Source organism: Stenotrophomonas sp. MMGLT7 (genome assembly GCF_021168555.1).
GTDB lineage: Bacteria > Pseudomonadota > Gammaproteobacteria > Xanthomonadales > Xanthomonadaceae > MMGLT7.
In genome coordinates, this window is the sequence record NZ_JAJOZS010000005.1 from 63,300 (window position 1) to 81,994 (window position 18,695).

The following is an 18,695-nucleotide window of genomic DNA, read 5'->3' on the forward strand; positions in this document are numbered from 1 at the left end:
AAACTCGACGGCTTGTCTTCTCCCGCTCGCCCCACGAGGCCCGCATGCAGTCCTGGCTCCGGCGCAAGTCCATCGACACGATCACCGTCCACGAACCCGGCCGGCGCCTGGTGCCCACGCTGGGCTGGCCGCACCTGGTGGCGCTGGGCATCGGCGCGATCGTCGGCACCGGCATCTACACGCTGATCGGGGTGGGCGCCGACAAGGCCGGCCCGGCGGTGCTGCTCTCGTTCGTGGTGGCCGGCCTGGTGTGCGCCTGCGCGGCGCTGGCCTACGCCGAGATGGCCACGATGATGCCGGCCGCCGGCAGCGCCTACACCTACAGCTACGCCGCGCTGGGCGAGGCAATCGCCTGGGTGGTGGGCTGGAGCCTGGTGCTGGAGTACTCGCTGGTGGTGAGCACGGTGGCGGTGGGCTGGTCGGGCTACTTCGTCGGCTTCCTGGAATGGATCACGCTCAACAGCGGCTGGGACGTGACCCTGCCGGCGGCGCTGGCGGCCGGGCCGCACGCCGGCGGCGTGGTCAACCTGCCGGCGATCGTCATCACCTTCCTGGTCGCCGGGCTGCTGATCGTCGGCACGCGCGAGAGCGCCACGCTCAACGCGGTGCTGGTGGTGTTCAAGCTGATCGCGCTGGCGGTGTTCGTGGCGGTGGCGCTGCCGGCGTTCGACATGGCCAACCTGCAGCCGTTCATGCCGTACGGCTTCCCCAAGTCGATCGGTGCCGACGGCGTCGAGCGCGGGGTGATGGCGGCGGCGGCGATCATCTTCTTCGCCTTCTACGGCTTCGACGCGATCTCCACCGCCGCCGAGGAGACCCGCAACCCGGGACGCGACCTGTCCATCGGCATCGTCGGCTCGATGATCGGCTGCACGCTGATCTACGTGCTGGTGGCGCTGGCCGCGGTGGGCGCGCTGAGCTTCACCGTGTTCGGCAAGAGCGCCGAGCCGCTGGCGCTGATCATGCGCGAGCTCGGCCACGGCACCGCGGCGCTGGTGATCGGCGTGGTCGCCATCGCCGCGCTGCCGACCGTGCTGCTGGCGTTCTTCTACGGCCAGAGCCGGATCTTCTTCGTGATGTCGCGCGACGGCCTGTTGCCGCGCGGCCTGTCCAAGGTCAACCCGCGCACCGGCACGCCGGTGACGATCACCGTGTTCACCGCGGTGCTGGTGGCGGCGATGGCCGGCGTGGCGCGGCTGGACGAGATCGCCGCGCTGGCCAATGCCGGCACACTGGCCGCGTTCACCGCGGTGGCCGCCTGCCTGCTGGTACTGCGCGTGCGCGAGCCGGGGCGCGAGCGCAAGTTCCGCACCCCGCTGGCGTGGATCGTCGGGCCGCTGGCGATCGGCGGCTGCCTGTACCTGTTCTGGAGCCTGCCGCACCGCACCCAGCTGTGGTTCGCGTGCTGGAACGTGCTCGGCGTGATCGCCTACCTGCTGTACGGGCGGCGCCACAGCCTGCTGGCGCGCGGATGATCCAGCCCCGGCTGCGCGAGGCCGCGGTCTGGACCGTCCGCTACGGCCTGACCAGCCTGTTCGGCTTCCTCTCCGGGCTGGCCATGGGCCGCTGGCTGGATACGCCGTCGGCCGACATCGGCGCGCTGTGGTGCGCGATCGCCGGCATGACCACGCTGCAGACCACCGTCAGCGAGACCTGGACGGCGATGCGCGCGCAGCTGCTGGGCACCTTCACCGGCGCGGTGATCGCGGCGGTGTACCTGGCGCTGCTGCCGTTCAGCGCAATCGGGATGGCGCTGTGCATCGCCGCCACGGTGCTGGCGTGCCGGCTGTCGCGCTACGCCGACAACGGCCGCCAGGCGGCGGTGAACGTGGCGGTGATCATGGTGATCTCCAGCCTGCATCCGGACCTGAACCCGTTCGCCAACTCGGCGCTACGCTTCGCCGAGGCCTGCGTGGGCACCGCCATCGCGCTGCTGCTGATGCACCTGTGGAACAGCCGCGAGTACCTGCGCCGGTGGAGCACGGCGCGGCGCGGCCGCCACGACTGAACCGCGCATTGCGGCCATGGCAAACATGCCCGCGCGCTCGCGGACTATCCTTTGCATCCTCCCGGCACACGAGACGCGGCGATGACGAGAACGACCCTGCTGGCCTCGGGACTGGTGCTGGCGCTGGCCGCGCTGGGCGTGGGCCTGGCCGTCGGCACCGCCTCCTCCGGCACCACCACGCACGCGCAGGCCCGCACCGAGGCGGTCGCGGCCGCGGCCGACGCCTTCCTGGCCACGCTCGATGCCGGCCAGCGCGGCAGGGTGCAGTTCGACTTCGATCCGAAGCAGGCGCCGGCCATGGCCAACTTCCCGCGCGGCACGCCGCCGGCACGGGACGCGGCGCCCGGCCAGGGCCGCGATGCCGAGGCGGCAGCGGACAGCGGGCGCAACAAGGGCGAGCCGGCGCCCGGCGGTCGCGGTGGACCTGGCGGGCCTGGCGGGCCTGGCGGCCCCGGCATGGGGCCGGCCGGCGGCTTCGTCGGCGAGCGCTACGGGCAGGCGGTGTGGTCCAACTACCCGGTCAGCGACGTGCCGCGCCCGGGCCTGGCGCTGGGCAGCCTGGACGCGGCCCAGCGCGCGGCCGCCATGCACCTGCTGCAGACGCTGCTGAGCCCGCAGGGCTACCGCAAGGTGCTCGACATCATGGGCTCGGACCAGGCGCTGTCGGAGACCGGCACCAACTACGCCTCCGGCACCGACCACTACACGCTGGGCATCTTCGGCCAGCCCGGCAGCGGCGCGCCGTGGATGGTGCAGTTCGGCGGCCACCACCTCGGCCTGAACGTGGTGATCGCCGGCGAGCACGGCGTGCTCACCCCGACCCTGACCGGCGCCCAGCCCTCGCTCTACAGCGTCGACGGCCGCACGGTCCGCGTGCTCGCCGGCGAGAACGACAAGGCCTTCGCGCTGCTCGATGCGCTGGACGACGGCCAGCGCAAGCAGGCGATCCTGGACTACCGGGTGAACGACCTGGTGCTCGGCCCCGGCCATTCCGGCGAGACCATCGTGCCCGAGGGGCTGCAGGCCTCGCGCATGGATGCGCGCCAGCGCAAGCTGCTGCTGGCGGTGATCGCCGAGTGGGCCGGGATCGTGGACGAGGCCTACGCGCAGCCGCGGATGGCGCAGATCGAGGCGGGGCTGGACCAGACCTGGTTCGCCTGGAGCGGGCCGACCACCCACGAACCGGATCGCAACGGCAGCGCGTACTACCGCATCCAGGGCCCGCGGCTGCTGATCGAGTTCTCGCCGCAGGGCGTGGGCGGCGACCCGACCATGCACGTGCACACCGTGTACCGCGACCCCGGCAACGACTACGGGCGCGCGTTCACTGCGCAATGAGGCCGCCGCGCGCCTGCACGCTGCTCGCCGCGCTGCTGCTGTTCGGCCTGGCCGCGGCGGGACCGGCGCCGGCGCACCGGCTGGACGAGTACCTGCAGGCGGCGACGCTGGACCTCGGCAGCCGCCGCGTCGAGCTGCAGCTGCACCTGGTACCGGGCGTGGACGTGGCCGCGCAGGTACTGGCCACGCTCGACGCGGATGGCGACGGCCGGCTCTCCGACGCGGAGCGGCGCGCCTGCGTGGAGCGGGTGCGGCGCGACCTGGTGCTGGCGGTGGACGGCACGCCGCTGCCGCTGCGGCCCGTCGCCGCCGCCTTCCCGGAGCCGGCGGCGATCGCCCGCGGCAGCGGCGAGATCGTGCTCGGCTTCGAGGCCGAGCTGCCGCCGGGTCCGGGCGAGCGCGTGCTGACCCTCACGCACGCGCATCCCGATCCTGCCGCGGTCTACCTGGTCAACACCCTGGTTCCGCGCGAGCCGGGCATCGCGGTGCTGGCGCAGCGGCGCAGCGCCGACCAGTCGTCGTACCGGCTGGCGTTTCGCACCGACGCACCGCGCACGCCGGCGGCGGCCCGCGCGCCGGTGGACAGCGGTCCGCCGGTGCTGCTCACCTACTTCGTGCAGGGCGTGCGCCACATCCTCGGCGGCTACGACCACCTGCTGTTCGCCTGCGCGCTGGTGCTCGGCGCGGCCACGCTGCGCGAACTGCTGAAGGTGGTCACCGCGTTCGTGCTGGCGCATTCGCTGACGCTGGTGCTGGCGGCGCTGGACCTGGTGCACCTGTCCGCGCGCGTGGTCGAGCCGCTGATCGCCGCCAGCATCGTGTTCGTGGCGCTGCAGAACCTGCTGTGGCCGCGGACCGCGCACGGCCGTGGCCGGCTGGCGGTGGCGTTCGGCTTCGGCCTGTTCCACGGGCTGGGCTTCGCCGGCGGCCTGCTGGAGTTGATGCAGCACCTGCCGCACGCCGCGCTGGTGCGCGCCATCCTCGGTTTCAGCCTCGGCGTGGAGGGCGGCCACCTGCTGGTGCTGCTGCCGCTGTTCGCGCTGCTGCAGGCGCTGCAGCGACGTGGCGGCGCGCAGGCGCCCGCGCGCCTGCGAACGGTGAGGCGGCTGGGCTCGGCCGCGATCGCCGTCGCCGGTACCGGGTACCTGGGCCTGGCGCTGACGGCGGCGGCCTGAGCGGCAGCCGGGCCGCGCATGCCCGTGCCGTCGCGATGCGGCCGGCCGCATGCGCAGCGAAAACTCAGGCCAGCGCGCCGGGCGATTTCAGGTAGCGCTCGCGGATCGCCTTGGCCGACCAGTAGGTGAGCGCGGCCACCAGCCCGGTCGGGTTGTAGCCCAGGCCCTGCGGGAACGCCGAGGCGCCGGGCACGAACACGTTGTGCACGTCCCAGCTCTGCAGGTAGCGGTTGAGCGCGCTGCTGGCCGGGTCGGTGCCCATGATCGCGCCGCCGTTGAGGTGGGTGGTCTGGTAGCTGGTGGTGTCGAAATGGTCGCCGAAGTCCTTGACCAGCACCCGCACCGCCTGCGGCCCCATCGCCTCGGCGATGCCGCGCAGCTTGGCCGCCATGAAGCGGGTCATGCGGATGTCGTTGTCCTTCCAGTCGAAGGTCATGCGCAGCAGCGGCAGGCCGTAGGCGTCGGTGTAGGTCGGGTCCAGGCCGAGGTAGTTGTCGCGGTAGCTCATGTGCGCGCCGTGCGCGTCCATCGACACCGTGTGGGTGTAGTGCTCGGCCACCGCGTCCTTCCACGCGCTGCCCCAGTTGGGCGTGCCCTCGGGCACGGCGATGCCGCTGATCGGCTTGACCCCTGCCTGGTTGACCCACATCGGCGAGCCGCCGACGAAGCCGTGCGGGCCGTGGTCGAAGTGGTCGGCGTTGAAGTCGTCGATGGCGATGCCGTTGCCGCCGGCACCGATGAATTCGTTGCTGTGCACGTCGCCGCCGAAGAACGCCTTCACCGTGGCCATGTTCTGGTAGGCGAAGTTGCGCCCCACCGTACCCTGCCCGGTCGCCGGGTCGTACGGGGTGCCGATGCCCGACAGCAGCATCAGCCGCACGTTGTGGAACTGGAACGCGGAGATCACCACGATGTCGGCCGGCTGCTCGACCTCGCGTCCCTGCGCATCGACGTAGGTCACGCCGGTGGCGGTCCTGCGGTCGGTACTGAGGTTGACCCGCAGCACGTGCGAGTGCGGGCGCAGTTCGAAGTTGGGCATGCGCCGCAGCGCCGGCAGCACGTTGACGTTGGGCGAGGCCTTGGAATAGTTGTAGCAGGCGTAGCCGCTGCAGTAGCCGCAGAAATTGCACGGCCCCATCTGGCAGCCGTAGGGGTTGGTGTACGGGCCGGAGGCATTGGCCGAGGGCAGGTCGTAGGGGTGGTAGCCCAGCTGTGCGGCGGCATCGCCGAAGCGCTGCGCCGACACCGTGCGCTTCTGCGCCGGCAGCGGGAAGTCGTCGGAGCGGTCGGGCGCGAACGGGTTGCCGCCCCTGCCCTGCCCCACCACCTGGCCGTTGACCGACCACGCCGTGCCGGAGGTGCCGAACACCTTCTCGGCGAAGTCGAAGTGCGGCTCCAGTTCCTCGTAGCTGACGCCGAAGTCCTGGATGGCGATGCCCTCGGGCAGGAACGCCTTGCCGTAGCGCTCGAGGTAGTGGCTGCGCAGCCGCAGCTCGACCGGATCGACGCGGAAGTGCACGCCCGACCAGTGCAGGCCGGCACCGCCGACGCCATCGCCGGGCAGGAACGCGCCGAGCTGGCGGTACGGCAGCGCGGTGTCGCCGACGCCGTGGCGGATGGTCACGGTCTCGCGCGAGAGGTCCTGGAACAGCTTCTTGCGGATGCTGTAGGTCAGCTCGTCGAGCACCTGCGGGTAGGCGCCGTCGGGCTGGGTGTCGCGCATCGCGCCGCGTTCCAGCGCGACCACCTGCAGCCCGGCCTCGGCCAGTTCCCTGGCCATGATCGCGCCGGTCCAGCCGAAGCCGACGATCACCACGTCGGCCTTCTTCATCGTCCTGGCCATGCTCAGCCCCGCTGCCCGTGGATCGACACCGGCGGCAGCGGATAGGCCACGTCGCGTTCCACCCAGTCCATAAAGTCCGCGCGCGCACCGGGGAAGCCGATCAGCTTCCAGCCGGCCAGGCCGCGGTTGCCGCCGTGCTGCGGGTCGCAGAAGAAGCCTTCGCGGGCGTTGCCCAGCAGCAGCGCGAAGAACGCCTTCGACGGCAGCGCACCAAATACGATCGCGCCCTGCTCCAGCTGCCCGAGCACCGCATCCTGCTGCGCCGGCGCGAGTTCGGCGAACGGCTTGCCGTGCCGATCGCGGCAGGCGGCGTCGGCCTCGGCGATGCCGAGGCGGTAGATCTCGCGCGGCGCCAGCCGCAGTTGGTAGCCGAGCGTGGCCGCCGCCTCGGGCTGGAACGGCCCGCGCATGTACCACAGCTGCCCGTGCGCCCACGGCGTGGCCATCTGCCGGTCGATGTACTCGGGCACGCCGGCCTCCAGCGCGCCGGGACCGCGCGCGTCGGCGGGAATCAGCCGCGCCAGCGCCGCGCGCAGGAACGTCCATTCGGCGGCGTCGAAGAACGCGGGCCGGTAGTCGTCCGCCGCGGCCGTGCCGCGGTCGCCGTTGCCGCAGCCGGCGGCCGCGGCGGCCGGCGCGACCGCCAGCGACAACTTGAGGAAGCGGCGGCGGGAGGGGGAAGTGCTATCGCTGGACATCATTGTCTCCTTGGAAAAAGCCATTCCTTCTCCCGCTTGCGGGGGAAGGTGCCCGAAGGGCGGATGGGGGCTGCCTGGAGCGTGGGAACGCCACAGCAAAAGCCCCTCATCCGGCGCTGCGCGCCACCTTCTCCCGCAAGCGGGAGAAGGGAGCTGCCGGTCTACGGATTCGGTCAGAAAGACATGCACCGAACTGGATGGAACATGTGGACGATCCGTTGTACCCGCCGCGGCCCTCCCGCCTGCGGCGTACTGCGGTGTTTCCCTCCCGGACTTGCCGCCGTCGCCGGTGGCAAGACGATAGCCACGAACCCTCGCCTCACTCCTCGCCGCTGGCGTCGGTCGGGTCGTGGGCATGGCCCTGCCCGGGCTTGCCCTCCTCGCCCAGGCCGGCGCGGATCTTCTTCACCTGCGCGGGCGTCACCGCCGAGGCCTGGTTGCCCCAGCTGCTGCGCACGAAGGTGCCCAGCTGCGCGACCTCCTCGTCGTCCAGGCGCCAGCCGAAGCCGGGCATGCCCAGGTTGGACGGCGAGACGCTGGTGGACGGCAGGCGGCTGCCGGCCAGGATCAGCCGGACCAGCGAGGTCGGATCGTCGGCCAGCACCGTCGGGTTGCCGGCGATGGCCGGGAACACGCGCGTGTAGCCGTGCGCGTCGGTGCGGTGGCAGGCGGCGCAGCTGTCCACGTACAGCTCGGCGCCGCGGCTGTCGTTGACGCCGGCCTGCAGCGCCTTGGCGGTGCTGTCGTCGGCCGTGTAGCTGGACGGGTCGTCGGCCGAGGCCGGCAGCGTCTTCAGGTAGGCGGCGATGGCGTGCAGGTCCTCGTCGCTGAGCAGCTGGGTGCTGTGCACGACCACGTCGGCCATCGGCTGGCCGATGACCGCGGCGTGGTCGTTGCGCGCGCTGCGCAGGGTGTCGACGATGTCCTGCTCGCTCCAGCGGCCGAGGCCGTCGGCGTCGTTGCCGCGCAGGTTGACCGCGTTCCAGCCGTCGATGACCTGCCCGCCGGCCAGGTACTGCGCGCCGGACTCGTCCAGCGCCTTCTCCTGCAGGGTCAGCGCGCGCGGGGTGTGGCAGCTGCCGCAGTGGCCGGGGCCCTGCACCAGGTAGGCGCCGCGGGCGATCTTCGGATCGGGATAGCGCGCCGGGTCGAAGGCGACCTTTTCCGGGTCCGGGGCGAAGGTCTTGCGCCAGATCGCCAGCGGCCAGCGCATCGACAGCGGCCAGACGATGCCGGGCTTGCGGTTCTCCGCCGCGACCGGCTCCACGCCGTGCAGGAAGTAGGCGTACAGCGCCTTGATGTCGTCGTCGCTCATGCGCGCATACGACGGGTACGGCATCGCCGGGTACAGCGTGCTGCCGTTGGGCTCGATGCCGTGGCGCACGGCGCGGTCGAACTGGTCCAGCGTGTACGTGCCGATGCCTGTGTCCGCGTCCGGGGTGATGTTGGTGCTGTAGATGTCGCCGATCGGCGAGGCCACCGCCAGCCCGCCGGCGAACGGCTTGCCGCCGGGCGCGGTGTGGCAGGCGGTGCAGTCGCCGGCCGCGGCCAGGTAGCGGCCCTTCTCGATCAGCGCGGCGTCGGCGGCCGCCGGTGCCGGTCCGGCGATGGCACGGGTCCGGGTCGGGACCAGCGCGTAGGCCAGCGCGGCGAGGAACACCAGCACGGCGATGGCGACCAGGATGAGCAGAAGTTTCTTCATGGCCGTCTCCTCACGCCTGCACCAGCGGGCCGGGGTTCTTCAGGTACTGCTCGCGGATCGCCGCGGCCGCCCAGTAGGCCAGGCCGCCGACCAGCCCGGTCGGGTTGTAGCCGTTGTTCTGCGGGAAGGCGTTGGCGCCGATCACGAACACGTTGGGCACGTCCCAGCTCTGCAGGTAGCGGTTGAGCGTGGAGGTCTTCGGGTCGTCGCCCATGATCGCGCCGCCGCAGGTGTGGGTGCTCTGGTAGTTGGTGATGTTGTAGTGCGTGCCCGGCTTCTTGGCGTCGCCGGAGATGGCGACCGGGTCGAGCACCTTGCTCATCTGCATCGCCTTGTCGACCAGGAACTGCGAGGCGCGGATCTCGTTGTCGTGCCAGTCGAAGGTCATGCGCAGCAGCGGCCGGCCGAAGCCGTCCTTGTAGGTCGGGTCCAGGCTCAGGTAGTGCTGGCGGTAGGACATGCACGCGCCCTGTACCTCGTAGTAGAACGAGTGCCGGAACGAATCGACGATGGCCTGCTTCCACGGGCTGCCCCAGCCGGGGGTGCCGGGCGGCACGTTGATGCCGCGCACCGGGCCGGCGCCGGGCTGGCGCGCCCAGATGATGCCGCCGCCGACGAAGCCTGCCGCGGCGTTGTCCAGCTGCTTGCCGTTGAGGTCGTCCATGGTGGTGCCGGCGCCGCCGTTGCCGATGAAGCCATTGGCCTGCACGTCCTTGCCGAAGAACAGCACCACGCGGTTGAGGTTCTGGTAGGAGTAGTTGCGGCCGACGGTGCCGGTGTTGCTTTGCGGATCGTAGGCCTGGCCGATGCCCGACAGCAGCATCAGGTGCACGTTGTACAGCGAGAACGCGCACAGCAGCACCAGGTCGGCCGGCTGCTCCACCTCGCGGCCCTGGGCGTCGAGGTAGGTCACGCCGGTGGCCTTCTTGCCGCTGCTGTCCAGGTTGACCTTGAGCACCTGCGCGTGGGTGCGCAGCTCGAACTCCTTGCGCTGGCGCAGCACCGGCAGGATGCAGGCGTTGGGGCTGGCCTTGGAGTAGTTCAGGCAGCCGTAGTCGCTGCAGAAGCCGCAGAAGTTGCACGGCCCCATCTGGCAGCCGTACGGGTTGGTGTACGGGCGCGAGGCGTTGGAGGCCGGGATCGGGTACGGGTGCCAGCCCATCTCGCGGGCGGCGCCGTAGAACAGCTCGGCGCCGAGGTAGTTCGGGTTCGGCGGCAGCGCGTAGTCGCGCGCGCGCGAACCCTCGAACGGGTTGCCGCCCTCCTGCACCACGCCGTTGATGACGCCGGCCTTGCCCGAGGTGCCGCACACGCGCTCGAACATGTCCAGGTGCGGCTCCAGATCCTCGTAGCCGACCGGGAAGTCCTGGATGGTCATGTCGGCAGGGATGAAGCCGCGGCCGTAGCGCTGCTCGACGTTGCTGCGCAGCTTGAGGTCCTCCGGCAGCGGACGGAAATGGCAGCCGGACCAGTGGCTGCCGGCACCGCCGACGCCGGTGCCCGGCTTGAACGAGCCCATCTGCCGGTACGGCACCGCGGTGTCGCCCGGGGCGTGGCGGATGGTCACCGTCTCCTGCGCCAGGCTCTGCAGGTAGCGGCGGTGCACCGAACCTTCCAGCTCGTCGACCACGCGCGGGTAGGCGAAGTCGGGCTGGGTGTCGCGGTCGGCGCCGCGCTCCAGCGCGACCACGTGCAGGCCGGCATCGGTCAGTTCCTTGGCCATGATCGCGCCGGTCCAGCCCATGCCGACGATGACGGCGTCCACTTTCGGTTTCACTGTCGCCATGCTCAGCCCCTCCTTCCTGCCAGGTCCACCGGGCCGAGCGGGTACGGCTTGTCGCGCACTTCCACCCAGTCCATGTAGTCGGCGCGCATGCCGGGGTAGCCGATCATCTTCCACGACCCCATGTCCTTGTTGCCGCCGTGCACCGGGTCGGCGAAGTAGCCGTTGCGCACCTCGCCCAGCAGGTAGGAGAAGAAGGTCTTGGCCGGGATCTCCTCCAGTTCCAGCTTGCCGGCCTCGGCGGCCTTGAGCAGGTCGTCCTGCTGGCCGGGGTCCAGGTCGGCGAAGGCCTTGCCGTCGAAGCTGCGCCTGCAGTGCGCGTCGAGCGCGTCCAGCCCGGTGCGCAGGATCTCGCGCAGCGACAGCCGGCCCTGGTAGCCGAACTCGGGCGCCGCCTCCAGGTACGGCCCCTGCGTGTACCAGATCGCGCCGTTGGCGTACGGGGTGGCCATGTGCCGGTCGATGAACTCCGGCACGCCCAGCTCCACCGCGCCCGGTCCGATCGCGTCGTGCGGGATCAGGCGGTCGGCGATGGCGACCAGCAAGGCGTACTGCGCGGTGTTGAAGAACGTCGGCCGGTACCGGGCGGTGGCCGCGGCGGCCCCCCTGGTAGCGCTACCAGAGTCGCCGGACGAACACGCCGGCAGGGCGGCGGCGATCGGGATCAGGCTCAGGCTCTGGAACAGGCGGCGTCGCGACAGCGAGGCCCCCTCGTGCTTGGATTCGGACATGGCTGGCTCCGGAAAGGCGGCTGGCGCGTGGGCAAGCGGCAGGGCGACGCACCGCGGGTGCGTCACTCTGTCGCAGGTGGTCAGGGTACAACAGATGCCGAAACCGGTTGTCCACGCTGCCACACCGCTTCGATCCTCTGGCTGTCGGCGATGTCGCGGGACGGATCGCCGGCGACCACGATCAGGTCGGCGCGCTTGCCGGCGGCGATGACGCCGCGATCGTCCAGCCCCAGCAGCGCGGCGGCATCGTGGGTGGCCATCCGGATCGCCTGCAGCGGGGTCAGCCCGGCCTGCACCGCCAGCTGCAGCTCGCGATGCTCGGCGAAGCCCGGGATGCGCAGCGGGGTGGCGCCCGAGTCGGTGCCGAAGCCGACCTTCACCCCGGCATCGACCATGCGCTTGAGGTTGGCCTGGTTGGTCTTCAGCGCGCCCTGCCAGGTCTTGAGCTTGGCGGGGTCCGACAGCGTCTTGCTGCGCCAGGCGGCATCGTCGAACTCGGCCGCCAGCTGCGGCTGCAGCGCGGCGCGGAAGAACGGCGACTTCATCCACGCCGGCTGCTCGGCGTAGATGAAGAACGCCTCGTCCAGGTCCAGCGTGGACACGTACCAGGTGCCGGCGGCCTTCATCGCCGCGATCAGCTCATCGTCCACCGGCGCATCGCGCACGCCGTGGGCGAGGACGTCGGCACCGGCGGCGACCAGCTTCTTGGCGTCGTCCAGGTAGTACACGTGGGCAGCCACGCGCAGGCCGAGCCTGTGCGACTCGTCGATGACGGCGCCGTAGATCTCCGGCGTCATCTTGTGTTCGAGGGTGTGGTTGAAGTCGTCCACCCAGACCTTGACCAGGTCCGGCTTGCGCGTGGCCATGTCGCGCACCGCCGCGCGCGCCTCCTCGGTCGTGGCCGGGCGGTAGAGCTGGTCGGGGCCGACGTTCATCGGCGGTGCGCCGTCGGGCACGCCGATGCCGCGGTCGGCGCCGAACACGTCCGCGCCCGGCAGGGTGCCGGCATGCGCCTGCGCCCGCAGCGACTGGAACAGCGGCCCGTTCATGCCCAGCGAGGTCACCGTGGTCACGCCGTAGCGCTGGAACTGCCTGAGCTGGCGCTCGATGTTGGCGCGGGTGTAGTTCTGCGGCCCGGCGCCGGTGCCGTCGGTCATGCCCAGGTGCGAATGGTCGGAGATCAGCCCGGGCAGCACGCTCCTGCCGCGCAGGTCGATCTGGCGCGCGCCGGCGGGCACGTCGACGTCGGCATCGGGGCCGACCGCGGCGATGGTGCCGTCCTCGATCAGCACGGTGGCATTGGCGACCGGGGTGCCGCCCTGGCCATCGATCACGCGCACGTGGCGCAGCGCCACGGTCTCGGCCGTGGCGGTGAAGGCGGTCGCCAGTCCCAGTGTCGCCAGCAGCAGCGGCAGCAACGTGGCCCTGCGGGATCCAGCTCGATGGATCGGTTTCATGGTTCGTTCCTCGTCGGTCTAGGGGGCCGCATTGCGCCCGCTTGGAAGTCCCTCCCTTCTCCCGCGTGCGGGGGAAGGTGCCCGAAGGGCGGATGGGGGTTGCCTGGAGCACCGGGAAGCCACAGCAAAAGCACCCTCATCCGGCGCTGCGCGCCACCTTCTCCCGTGAACGGGAGAAGGGATTTCGTTCGCTGCCTCTCTCACTGCTTCTGCCGCTTCCTCCTCTTCGCTGCCATGGCGGCCGCAGCGCTCACTAGCGGCAGCAACGTGGCCCTTCGGGATCCAACTGGATGGATCGGTTTCATCGTTCGTTCCTCGTCGGTCTAGGGCCACACTGCGCCCGCCTGGAAGTCCTTCCCTTCTCCCGCGTGCGGGGGAAGGTGCCCGAAGGGCGGATGGGGGCTGGTTGGAGCACCGGGAACCACAGCAAAAGCACCCTCATCCGGCGCTGCGCGCCACCTTCTCCCGCACGCGGGAGAAGGGATTTCGTTCGCTGCCTCTCTCACTGCTTCTGCCGCTTCCTCCTCTTCGCTGCCATGACAGCCGCAGCGCTCACTAGCGGCAGCAACGTGGCCCTGCGGGATCCAACTGGATGGATCGGTTTCATCGTTCGTTCCTCGTCGGTCTAGGGCCGCACTGCGCCCGCCTGGAAGTCCTTCCCTTCTCCCGCGTGCGGGGGAAGGTGCCCGAAGGGCGGATGGGGGGCTGGTTGGAGCATGGGAAAGCCACAGCAAAAGCACCCTCATCCGGCGCTGCGCGCCACCTTCTCCCGCACGCGGGAGAAGGGATTTCGTTCGCTGCCTCTCTCACTGCTTCACTAACCCTGTTTCCTTCCTCCTCTGCCATGACGGCCGCAGCGCTCACTCCTCGATATGGCTGTCCGGCTCGCCGCCCAGGCGGCGGCCGGCGTCGAGCGCGGCGATCACCGCCATGTCGTCCTCATCCAGCGCGAAATCCCACAGCGCCATGTTCTGCGCCATGCGTTCGGGGTTCTGCGACTTGGGGATGGGCACGACACCAAGCTGCAGGTGCCAGCGCAGGATCACCTGCGCCACGCTGCGGCCGTGCTTGTCGGCCAGCGCCTGCAGGGCCGGCGCGTGCAGCACCTCGCCGCGGCCGAGCGGGCTCCAGGCCTGTACCGCGATGCCGCGCTCGCGCAGCCACTGGTGCAGCACCGCCTGGCTGAAGTCCGGATGCAGCTCGATCTGGTTCACCGCCGGCAACACGCCGGTCTCGCGCTGCAGCCGCTCGATGTGCGCCGGCTGGAAGTTGGACACGCCGATCGAACGGATGCGGCCTTCCTCCTGCAGCCGGATCATCGCCTTCCAGCTGTCCACGTAGCGGTCGAACATCGGCAGCGGCCAGTGGATCAGGTACAGGTCCACGTAGTCCACGTCCAGCCGTTCGAGGCTGGCCTCGAAGCCGCGCAGAGTGGCGTCGAAGCCCTGGTCGTGGCCGCGCAGCTTGGTGGCCAGGCGGATGTCGGCGCGCGCCACGCCCGAGTCGCGCAGGCCCTGGCCGACGCCGGCCTCGTTGCCGTAGCGCGAGGCGGTGTCGACCAGGCGGTAGCCGGCGCGCAGCGCCTGCGCCACCGCGGTGCGCGCCTGCGCATCGTCCATCGGCCAGGTGCCGAAGCCGATGCGCGGCAGCTGCATGCCGTCGTTGAGATCGAGGGTTGTTTCCATGGGGCACTCCTCAGCTTGGATGGAACAGGCACCGGCACGTCATCGGCCGACGACCCGCAGCCCGGGCAAGCGCAGCACGACCGGGACACCGGAAGGCGCGCGATCTTCGTCCCGGGCGCGCTGCACTTGCCCGGGCTACATGGCCATGCGGCGGTCAGGACGCCGCCGGCACCGGCGCATCCGCGGCGATGAGCTTCTCGTGCCGGAGCTCGGCCCAGAAGTCGGCGGGGATGGCCACGCCCATCGAGGCGACGTTGGCCCTGGCCTGCTCGGCGGTGCGCGCGCCGGGGATCGCCGCGGCCACCACCTCCGGGGCGATGGCGAACTGCAGCGACGCCGTGCGCAGGTCCACGCCATGGCGCTCGCACACCGCCTGCACCCGGCGCCGCTTGTCCGGCGCCCAGTCGGGCACGCTGCCGGAGTACAGGTAGCGGTCGCGCCCGACCAGGTAGCCGGCCAGCAGCGGCGAACCGACCACCACCGAGATGCCGCGCTCGGCCAGCCTGGGGAAGGTCTGCTGCAGCGCGCGCTCGTGGTCGAGCAGCGAGTACTGGCAGGCCAGCAGGAAGATGTCCGGGTCGGCCTCGGCCACGCAGCGCAGCGCCGGCTCGGGATCGTTCACGCCCATGCCCCAGGCCTTGATCAGGCCCTCCTCGCGCATCTTCGTCAGCTCAGGGAACGCGCCCTTGGCGGCCTGCTCGAAGTACTCCGGCCAGCGCTCGCCGATGTCGCCGTTGCTCGGCGCCAGGTCGTGGACGAAGACGATGTCGATCTGCGACACGCCCAGCCGCTGCAGGCTGTCCTCGATCGAACGGCGCACGCCGGCGGCGCTGTAGTCGTAGCGGTAGTCGAACGGCGAAGGATCCTTCCACGAGGTCTTGGGCGGGGTGTGGGTGGCGGTCAGCAGGCGCCCGACCTTGGTGGACAGCACGTAGTCGCCCGGCGCGTGGTTGTGCAGGAAATGGCCGAAGCGGCGCTCGCTCAGGCCCAGCCCGTACCATGGCGAGGTATCGAAGTAGCGCACTCCGGCGGCATAGGCGGCCTCCAGCGTCTGCTCGCTCTGCAGGTCGGTGGACGGCGCGAAGCCGTTGCCGATCGCGACCCCGCCCAGGCCCAGCCGGGTCGGAGGGCGGAAGCGGCCGCCGGCGCGCGGCGCGTTGCCGGGCAGCGGACCGGGACGGACGCTGCCGCGGGTCGGCAGCAGGCTGCCGGGCACCGTCGACTGTGCCAGCAGCGGGCCGGCGGCCAGGGCGGCGCCACCGATGGCGGCGGCGGAAAGGAAACGGCGTCGTGCGTTCATGCGTCCTCCTGGATCTGTGGATGGGGATGGGCAGGGGCGGCAGGCCTTCGCATGGCCGCCACGGTCACGGCGCCGCGGCCAGTTCCTCCAGCTTCAGCACCTGCAGCTCGCCCTGGACCCGCGGCGCCAGCGCCTGCGCCAGTGCCTGGAAGTGCGCGCTGCGCTCGTGCGCGGCCATGGCATCGCCATCGGCCCAGCGCTCGACGAAGACGAAACGGTCCGGATGCTCCCGGTCGCGGTGCGCGGTGTACTCGTGGCAGCCCGCCTCGGCGCGGCTGGAGGCCACGCAGGCGGCGATGGCACGGGCGACGGCCGGCGCCTGCCCGGGCTTGGCCTGGACGATGGCGACGACGCGGATCTCGCTGGACATTGCCTGACTCCTTGAAGTGTCGGATGGAAGGCCGTGGCCGGACTCAGGGCGAAGCGGTGGCCGCGGTCAGCGTGGGCGCCGGCTCGATCGGCGCGCGCACTAGCAGGTACGGTGGCTGGCGCAGGTCGCGGCCCTGGTTGAAGCCGGGCAGGCGATCCCATTGCCCCAAGGTTACGTACACGTGCGTGGCGGTGGCGTAGATGCCGTCCGGCCAGACGATGCGCGGGTCGCGCACGACCACGTCGAAGCGGCCATCGGGCCAGCGCCGCAGGATCGCGTCGTGCTCGCCGTCGGTGATGTACAGCCGGCCCTGCGGGTCGGTGGCCATGCCGTCGGCGAAGCCCTTCTCGCCCAGGTCGGTGACCGCCGCGGCCAGCGTGGCCTCGTCGTTGCCGAAGTCGGCCAGCACCGCGGTGGGGATCGAGTACAGGCGGCGGCTGGTCAGCGGCGCGTAGTACAGCGTCTGCGAGTCGGCGCTCAGCGTGATCGCGTCGGCGCCGCCGACCGGGAAGGTCGGGTGGCTAGGGCCTGTCATCCATTGCCGAGTAGGCCGCGTTGGGTCTGCAGGGCCGTCAGGTGGTGCCGCGTGGCGCCGCGCCTGACTGGCCGTCAGGTCAAGCCGCGCGGCGCCGGCTGGCGGCCCTGCAGACCCAACCCGAAGGGCCGCTCCTGCGCGCACCCGGGGCTGCGTCATCGCTCGGGCGTGGACGCACGTCCACTTCCTCCCTCTTCCTTGCCCCGCGCGCGCGCAGGAGCGGCGCGACCTGCTCGGCAATGGATGACCGGCCCTAGCGTCGTAGCGCATCGGCTTGCCGTCCAGGATCGCCAGCAAGCCGGGCTCGGGCCGGGTGGAGACGTGGTCGCCCAGCACCCGGCGCTGGCGGCCGCTGGCCAGGTCCACCACCACCAGCGCCGGCGCGGTGCCGAACGAGGAATCGCTGATGTAGGCGGTGCCGCGGGCGCCGTGGCTCAGGTCCACGCGCAGGTCGTTCATGTGGCTGTCCTGCAGCAGCGCCGGCGCCTCGAGCACGACGCTGGCGATGGTCCTGCGCGTGTCCGGATCGAAGCCGACCACCTTGGCCGCGCCGTCGGGAATGCCGTCGATGCCGGCGCGCTTGCCGTCGTCGATCACCCACAGGTTGCCGCGCGCATCGGTGGTCATGCCGTGCACCGACACCAGCCACTGCGCATAGGCCGCGCGCGATGGCAGGCTCGTGGCCGCATCCGGGAACGGCAGCAGCCGGCCGTCCACCACTTCGCCCAGGGTCATGCCGGCATGGTTCTCGGCGTGGCGCGGGAAGCCGACGAACACGCGCCCGCCGGGCGTCACCGCGATGCCGGAGGGGCCGGGGCCGTCGAAGCGCGCCACCACCTCCATCGAGCCGGCCGGCACGCTCGCCGGGTCGGCGGCGTCGGCGGCCCACGCGGCCGGCGCCAGCAGGGCCAGCACGCAGCCGGCCAGCCAGGCGCAGGGCGTTGTTTTCCCGGGCTTTTCCATCACGTTCTCCAGGTAGATGGGCGCGGCTCGCCGGAGGTGCTGTCGCGCTCGATGATGCGGAAGCCGCTGTCGATGCGCGGCGAGGCCGGCCGCCGCCCGGCCAGCCGCTCCAGCAGCAGCGAGGCCGCGCGCCGGCCCATGCCGTGCTGGTCCACCGCCACCGACGAGATCGACGGGTACAGGGCGGCGGCGATCTCCAGGTCGTTGAAGCCCATCAGCGCCAGGTCGCGGCCGACCTGCAGCCCGCGCCGCTGCATCTCGAACACCGCGCCGGCGGCGAGGTCATCGTTGGCGAAGAACACCGCCTGCAGCTGCGGGTGGCGCTCCAGCAGCTGCGCCAGCAAGCGCCCGCCGAGCGCGATCGAGAACGGCTCGTCCACGCGCAGGTCGTAGCCGGCGGGCAGGCCGCGCGCGGCCAGCGCGGCGGCGAAGCCCTCGGCGCGGCGCGCGCTGCGCACGTCGTTGGCGGCCAGCGTGCCGGCATAGCCGATGTGCCGGTAGCCGCGGTCGGCGAACCAGTGCGCGACCGCCTCGCCGACGGCGCGGTGGGAGAAGCCGACATTCATGTCCAGCGGCGCGTCCGCCAGGTCCATGAACTCCACCACCGGCAGCCCCGCCGCCACCGCCTGCCGCAGCCGCGCGGCGGTCTGCGGCAGGTGGTCGACGCCGGCCAGCAGCAGCCCGGCCGGGAACCAGCCCAGCAGCGTGGACACCAGCTGCGCCTCGGTGGCGGGCAGGTACTCGGTGGTGGCCAGCAGCAGCTCGTAGCCTTGCCGCTCCAGCACCTCGTGCACGCCATGCAGGAACGGCACGTAGACCGAGTGCGCCAGGGTCGGGATCAGCACCGGCACCACCCGGCTGCTGCCCGAGGCCAGGCCGCTGGCGACGTGGTTGGCGACATAGCCCAGCGCCTCCATCGATTCCAGCACGCGCTCGCGCAGGTGCGGCGACACCTTGTCCGGCTCGCGCAGCGCGCGCGAGGCGGTGATCTGGCCGACGCCGGCATGCGCGGCGACGTCCTTCAGGGTGACGCGGCGCGCGCCGGCGCGCGGCCTGCGGGGCACGGCAGGGGTCATGGCCGGGACGCCCGCAGGCGCGCAGGCCAGC

General features: G+C 71.6%; 15 protein-coding genes. 4 read left to right on the plus strand and 11 right to left on the minus strand.

All coding sequences use genetic code 11. The features are described 5' to 3' along the window. The first annotated feature begins 44 nt into the window (after window positions 1-44). The 4 genes from LRX76_RS08495 (at window position 45) to LRX76_RS08510 (ending at window position 4,521) form a co-directional block, all read left to right on the plus strand. Window positions 45-1,475: an amino acid permease gene (locus tag LRX76_RS08495; protein WP_231804067.1), complete on the plus strand. Its 1,431-nt coding sequence runs from the start codon at window positions 45-47 to the stop codon at window positions 1,473-1,475. Next, window positions 1,472-2,008, plus strand: a complete 537-nt coding sequence (locus tag LRX76_RS08500) for an FUSC family protein (RefSeq protein ID WP_231804401.1) — start codon at window positions 1,472-1,474, stop codon at window positions 2,006-2,008. Before LRX76_RS08495 ends, LRX76_RS08500 begins: the two co-directional genes overlap by 4 nt. An 81-nt stretch (window positions 2,009-2,089) precedes the next feature. Then, window positions 2,090-3,346, plus strand: a complete 1,257-nt coding sequence (locus LRX76_RS08505) for a DUF3500 domain-containing protein (RefSeq protein ID WP_231804069.1) — start codon at window positions 2,090-2,092, stop codon at window positions 3,344-3,346. Then, window positions 3,343-4,521 carry a HupE/UreJ family protein gene (locus tag LRX76_RS08510; RefSeq protein ID WP_231804071.1) on the plus strand — a complete coding sequence of 393 codons (1,179 nt, stop codon included), beginning with the start codon at window positions 3,343-3,345 and terminating at the stop codon, window positions 4,519-4,521. The genes LRX76_RS08505 and LRX76_RS08510 overlap by 4 nt, the downstream gene beginning before the upstream one ends. 64 nt (window positions 4,522-4,585) lie before the next feature. On the opposite strand, the gene LRX76_RS08515 is transcribed toward LRX76_RS08510, so the two are convergent. The 11 genes from LRX76_RS08515 to LRX76_RS08565 all read right to left on the minus strand — a co-directional run bounded on the left by LRX76_RS08515 (window position 4,586) and on the right by LRX76_RS08565 (window position 18,664). After that, window positions 4,586-6,352: a GMC family oxidoreductase gene (locus tag LRX76_RS08515; protein WP_231804073.1), complete on the minus strand. Its 1,767-nt coding sequence runs from the start codon at window positions 6,350-6,352 to the stop codon at window positions 4,586-4,588. Between the two features lie 14 nt (window positions 6,353-6,366). Further along, window positions 6,367-7,062, minus strand: coding sequence for a gluconate 2-dehydrogenase subunit 3 family protein (locus LRX76_RS08520; RefSeq protein ID WP_231804075.1), 696 nt, complete (start codon window positions 7,060-7,062; stop codon window positions 6,367-6,369). A 319-nt stretch (window positions 7,063-7,381) separates the two neighbouring features. Beyond that, window positions 7,382-8,764 (minus strand): cytochrome c, encoded by a 1,383-nt coding sequence (locus tag LRX76_RS08525; protein ID WP_231804077.1) that lies wholly within the window; start codon window positions 8,762-8,764, stop codon window positions 7,382-7,384. Window positions 8,765-8,774: 10 nt separating this feature from the next. Continuing rightward, complete coding sequence (locus LRX76_RS08530; RefSeq protein ID WP_231804078.1) at window positions 8,775-10,550, minus strand: GMC family oxidoreductase; 1,776 nt, start codon at window positions 10,548-10,550, stop codon at window positions 8,775-8,777. Between the two features lie 2 nt (window positions 10,551-10,552). Continuing rightward, window positions 10,553-11,278 carry a gluconate 2-dehydrogenase subunit 3 family protein gene (locus LRX76_RS08535; RefSeq protein ID WP_231804080.1) on the minus strand — a complete coding sequence of 242 codons (726 nt, stop codon included), beginning with the start codon at window positions 11,276-11,278 and terminating at the stop codon, window positions 10,553-10,555. An 80-nt stretch (window positions 11,279-11,358) separates the two neighbouring features. Further along, window positions 11,359-12,735, minus strand: a complete 1,377-nt coding sequence (locus LRX76_RS08540; protein WP_231804082.1) for an amidohydrolase family protein — start codon at window positions 12,733-12,735, stop codon at window positions 11,359-11,361. Between the two features lie 860 nt (window positions 12,736-13,595). Next, on the minus strand, window positions 13,596-14,420 hold the full coding sequence (locus tag LRX76_RS08545) for an aldo/keto reductase (RefSeq protein ID WP_231804084.1): 825 nt from the start codon (window positions 14,418-14,420) through the stop codon (window positions 13,596-13,598). Window positions 14,421-14,574: 154 nt separating this feature from the next. Beyond that, window positions 14,575-15,720, minus strand: coding sequence for an aldo/keto reductase (locus LRX76_RS08550; protein ID WP_231804086.1), 1,146 nt, complete (start codon window positions 15,718-15,720; stop codon window positions 14,575-14,577). 64 nt (window positions 15,721-15,784) lie between these two features. After that, on the minus strand, window positions 15,785-16,090 hold the full coding sequence (locus LRX76_RS08555; RefSeq protein WP_231804088.1) for a putative quinol monooxygenase: 306 nt from the start codon (window positions 16,088-16,090) through the stop codon (window positions 15,785-15,787). Between the two features lie 43 nt (window positions 16,091-16,133). Beyond that, on the minus strand, window positions 16,134-17,588 hold the full coding sequence (locus LRX76_RS08560; RefSeq protein WP_231804090.1) for a major royal jelly family protein: 1,455 nt from the start codon (window positions 17,586-17,588) through the stop codon (window positions 16,134-16,136). Continuing rightward, window positions 17,588-18,664 (minus strand): LacI family DNA-binding transcriptional regulator, encoded by a 1,077-nt coding sequence (locus LRX76_RS08565; protein WP_231804092.1) that lies wholly within the window; start codon window positions 18,662-18,664, stop codon window positions 17,588-17,590. Before LRX76_RS08565 ends, LRX76_RS08560 begins: the two co-directional genes overlap by 1 nt. Window positions 18,665-18,695: the final 31 nt, after the last annotated feature.

Excerpts from the sequence above, each read along its gene's own strand:
- LRX76_RS08495 (WP_231804067.1), top strand. The coding sequence starts at position 45 with ATGCAGTCCTGGCTCCGGCGCAAGTCCATCGACACGATCACCGTCCAC.
- LRX76_RS08500 (WP_231804401.1), top strand. The coding sequence starts at position 1,472 with ATGATCCAGCCCCGGCTGCGCGAGGCCGCGGTCTGGACCGTCCGCTAC.
- LRX76_RS08505 (WP_231804069.1), top strand. The coding sequence starts at position 2,090 with ATGACGAGAACGACCCTGCTGGCCTCGGGACTGGTGCTGGCGCTGGCC.
- LRX76_RS08510 (WP_231804071.1), top strand. The coding sequence starts at position 3,343 with ATGAGGCCGCCGCGCGCCTGCACGCTGCTCGCCGCGCTGCTGCTGTTC.
- LRX76_RS08515 (WP_231804073.1), bottom strand. The coding sequence starts at position 6,352 with ATGAAGAAGGCCGACGTGGTGATCGTCGGCTTCGGCTGGACCGGCGCG.
- LRX76_RS08520 (WP_231804075.1), bottom strand. The coding sequence starts at position 7,062 with ATGTCCAGCGATAGCACTTCCCCCTCCCGCCGCCGCTTCCTCAAGTTG.
- LRX76_RS08525 (WP_231804077.1), bottom strand. The coding sequence starts at position 8,764 with ATGAAGAAACTTCTGCTCATCCTGGTCGCCATCGCCGTGCTGGTGTTC.
- LRX76_RS08530 (WP_231804078.1), bottom strand. The coding sequence starts at position 10,550 with ATGGCGACAGTGAAACCGAAAGTGGACGCCGTCATCGTCGGCATGGGC.
- LRX76_RS08535 (WP_231804080.1), bottom strand. The coding sequence starts at position 11,278 with ATGTCCGAATCCAAGCACGAGGGGGCCTCGCTGTCGCGACGCCGCCTG.
- LRX76_RS08540 (WP_231804082.1), bottom strand. The coding sequence starts at position 12,735 with ATGAAACCGATCCATCGAGCTGGATCCCGCAGGGCCACGTTGCTGCCG.
- LRX76_RS08545 (WP_231804084.1), bottom strand. The coding sequence starts at position 14,420 with ATGGAAACAACCCTCGATCTCAACGACGGCATGCAGCTGCCGCGCATC.
- LRX76_RS08550 (WP_231804086.1), bottom strand. The coding sequence starts at position 15,720 with ATGAACGCACGACGCCGTTTCCTTTCCGCCGCCGCCATCGGTGGCGCC.
- LRX76_RS08555 (WP_231804088.1), bottom strand. The coding sequence starts at position 16,090 with ATGTCCAGCGAGATCCGCGTCGTCGCCATCGTCCAGGCCAAGCCCGGG.
- LRX76_RS08560 (WP_231804090.1), bottom strand. The coding sequence starts at position 17,588 with ATGGAAAAGCCCGGGAAAACAACGCCCTGCGCCTGGCTGGCCGGCTGC.
- LRX76_RS08565 (WP_231804092.1), bottom strand. The coding sequence starts at position 18,664 with ATGACCCCTGCCGTGCCCCGCAGGCCGCGCGCCGGCGCGCGCCGCGTC.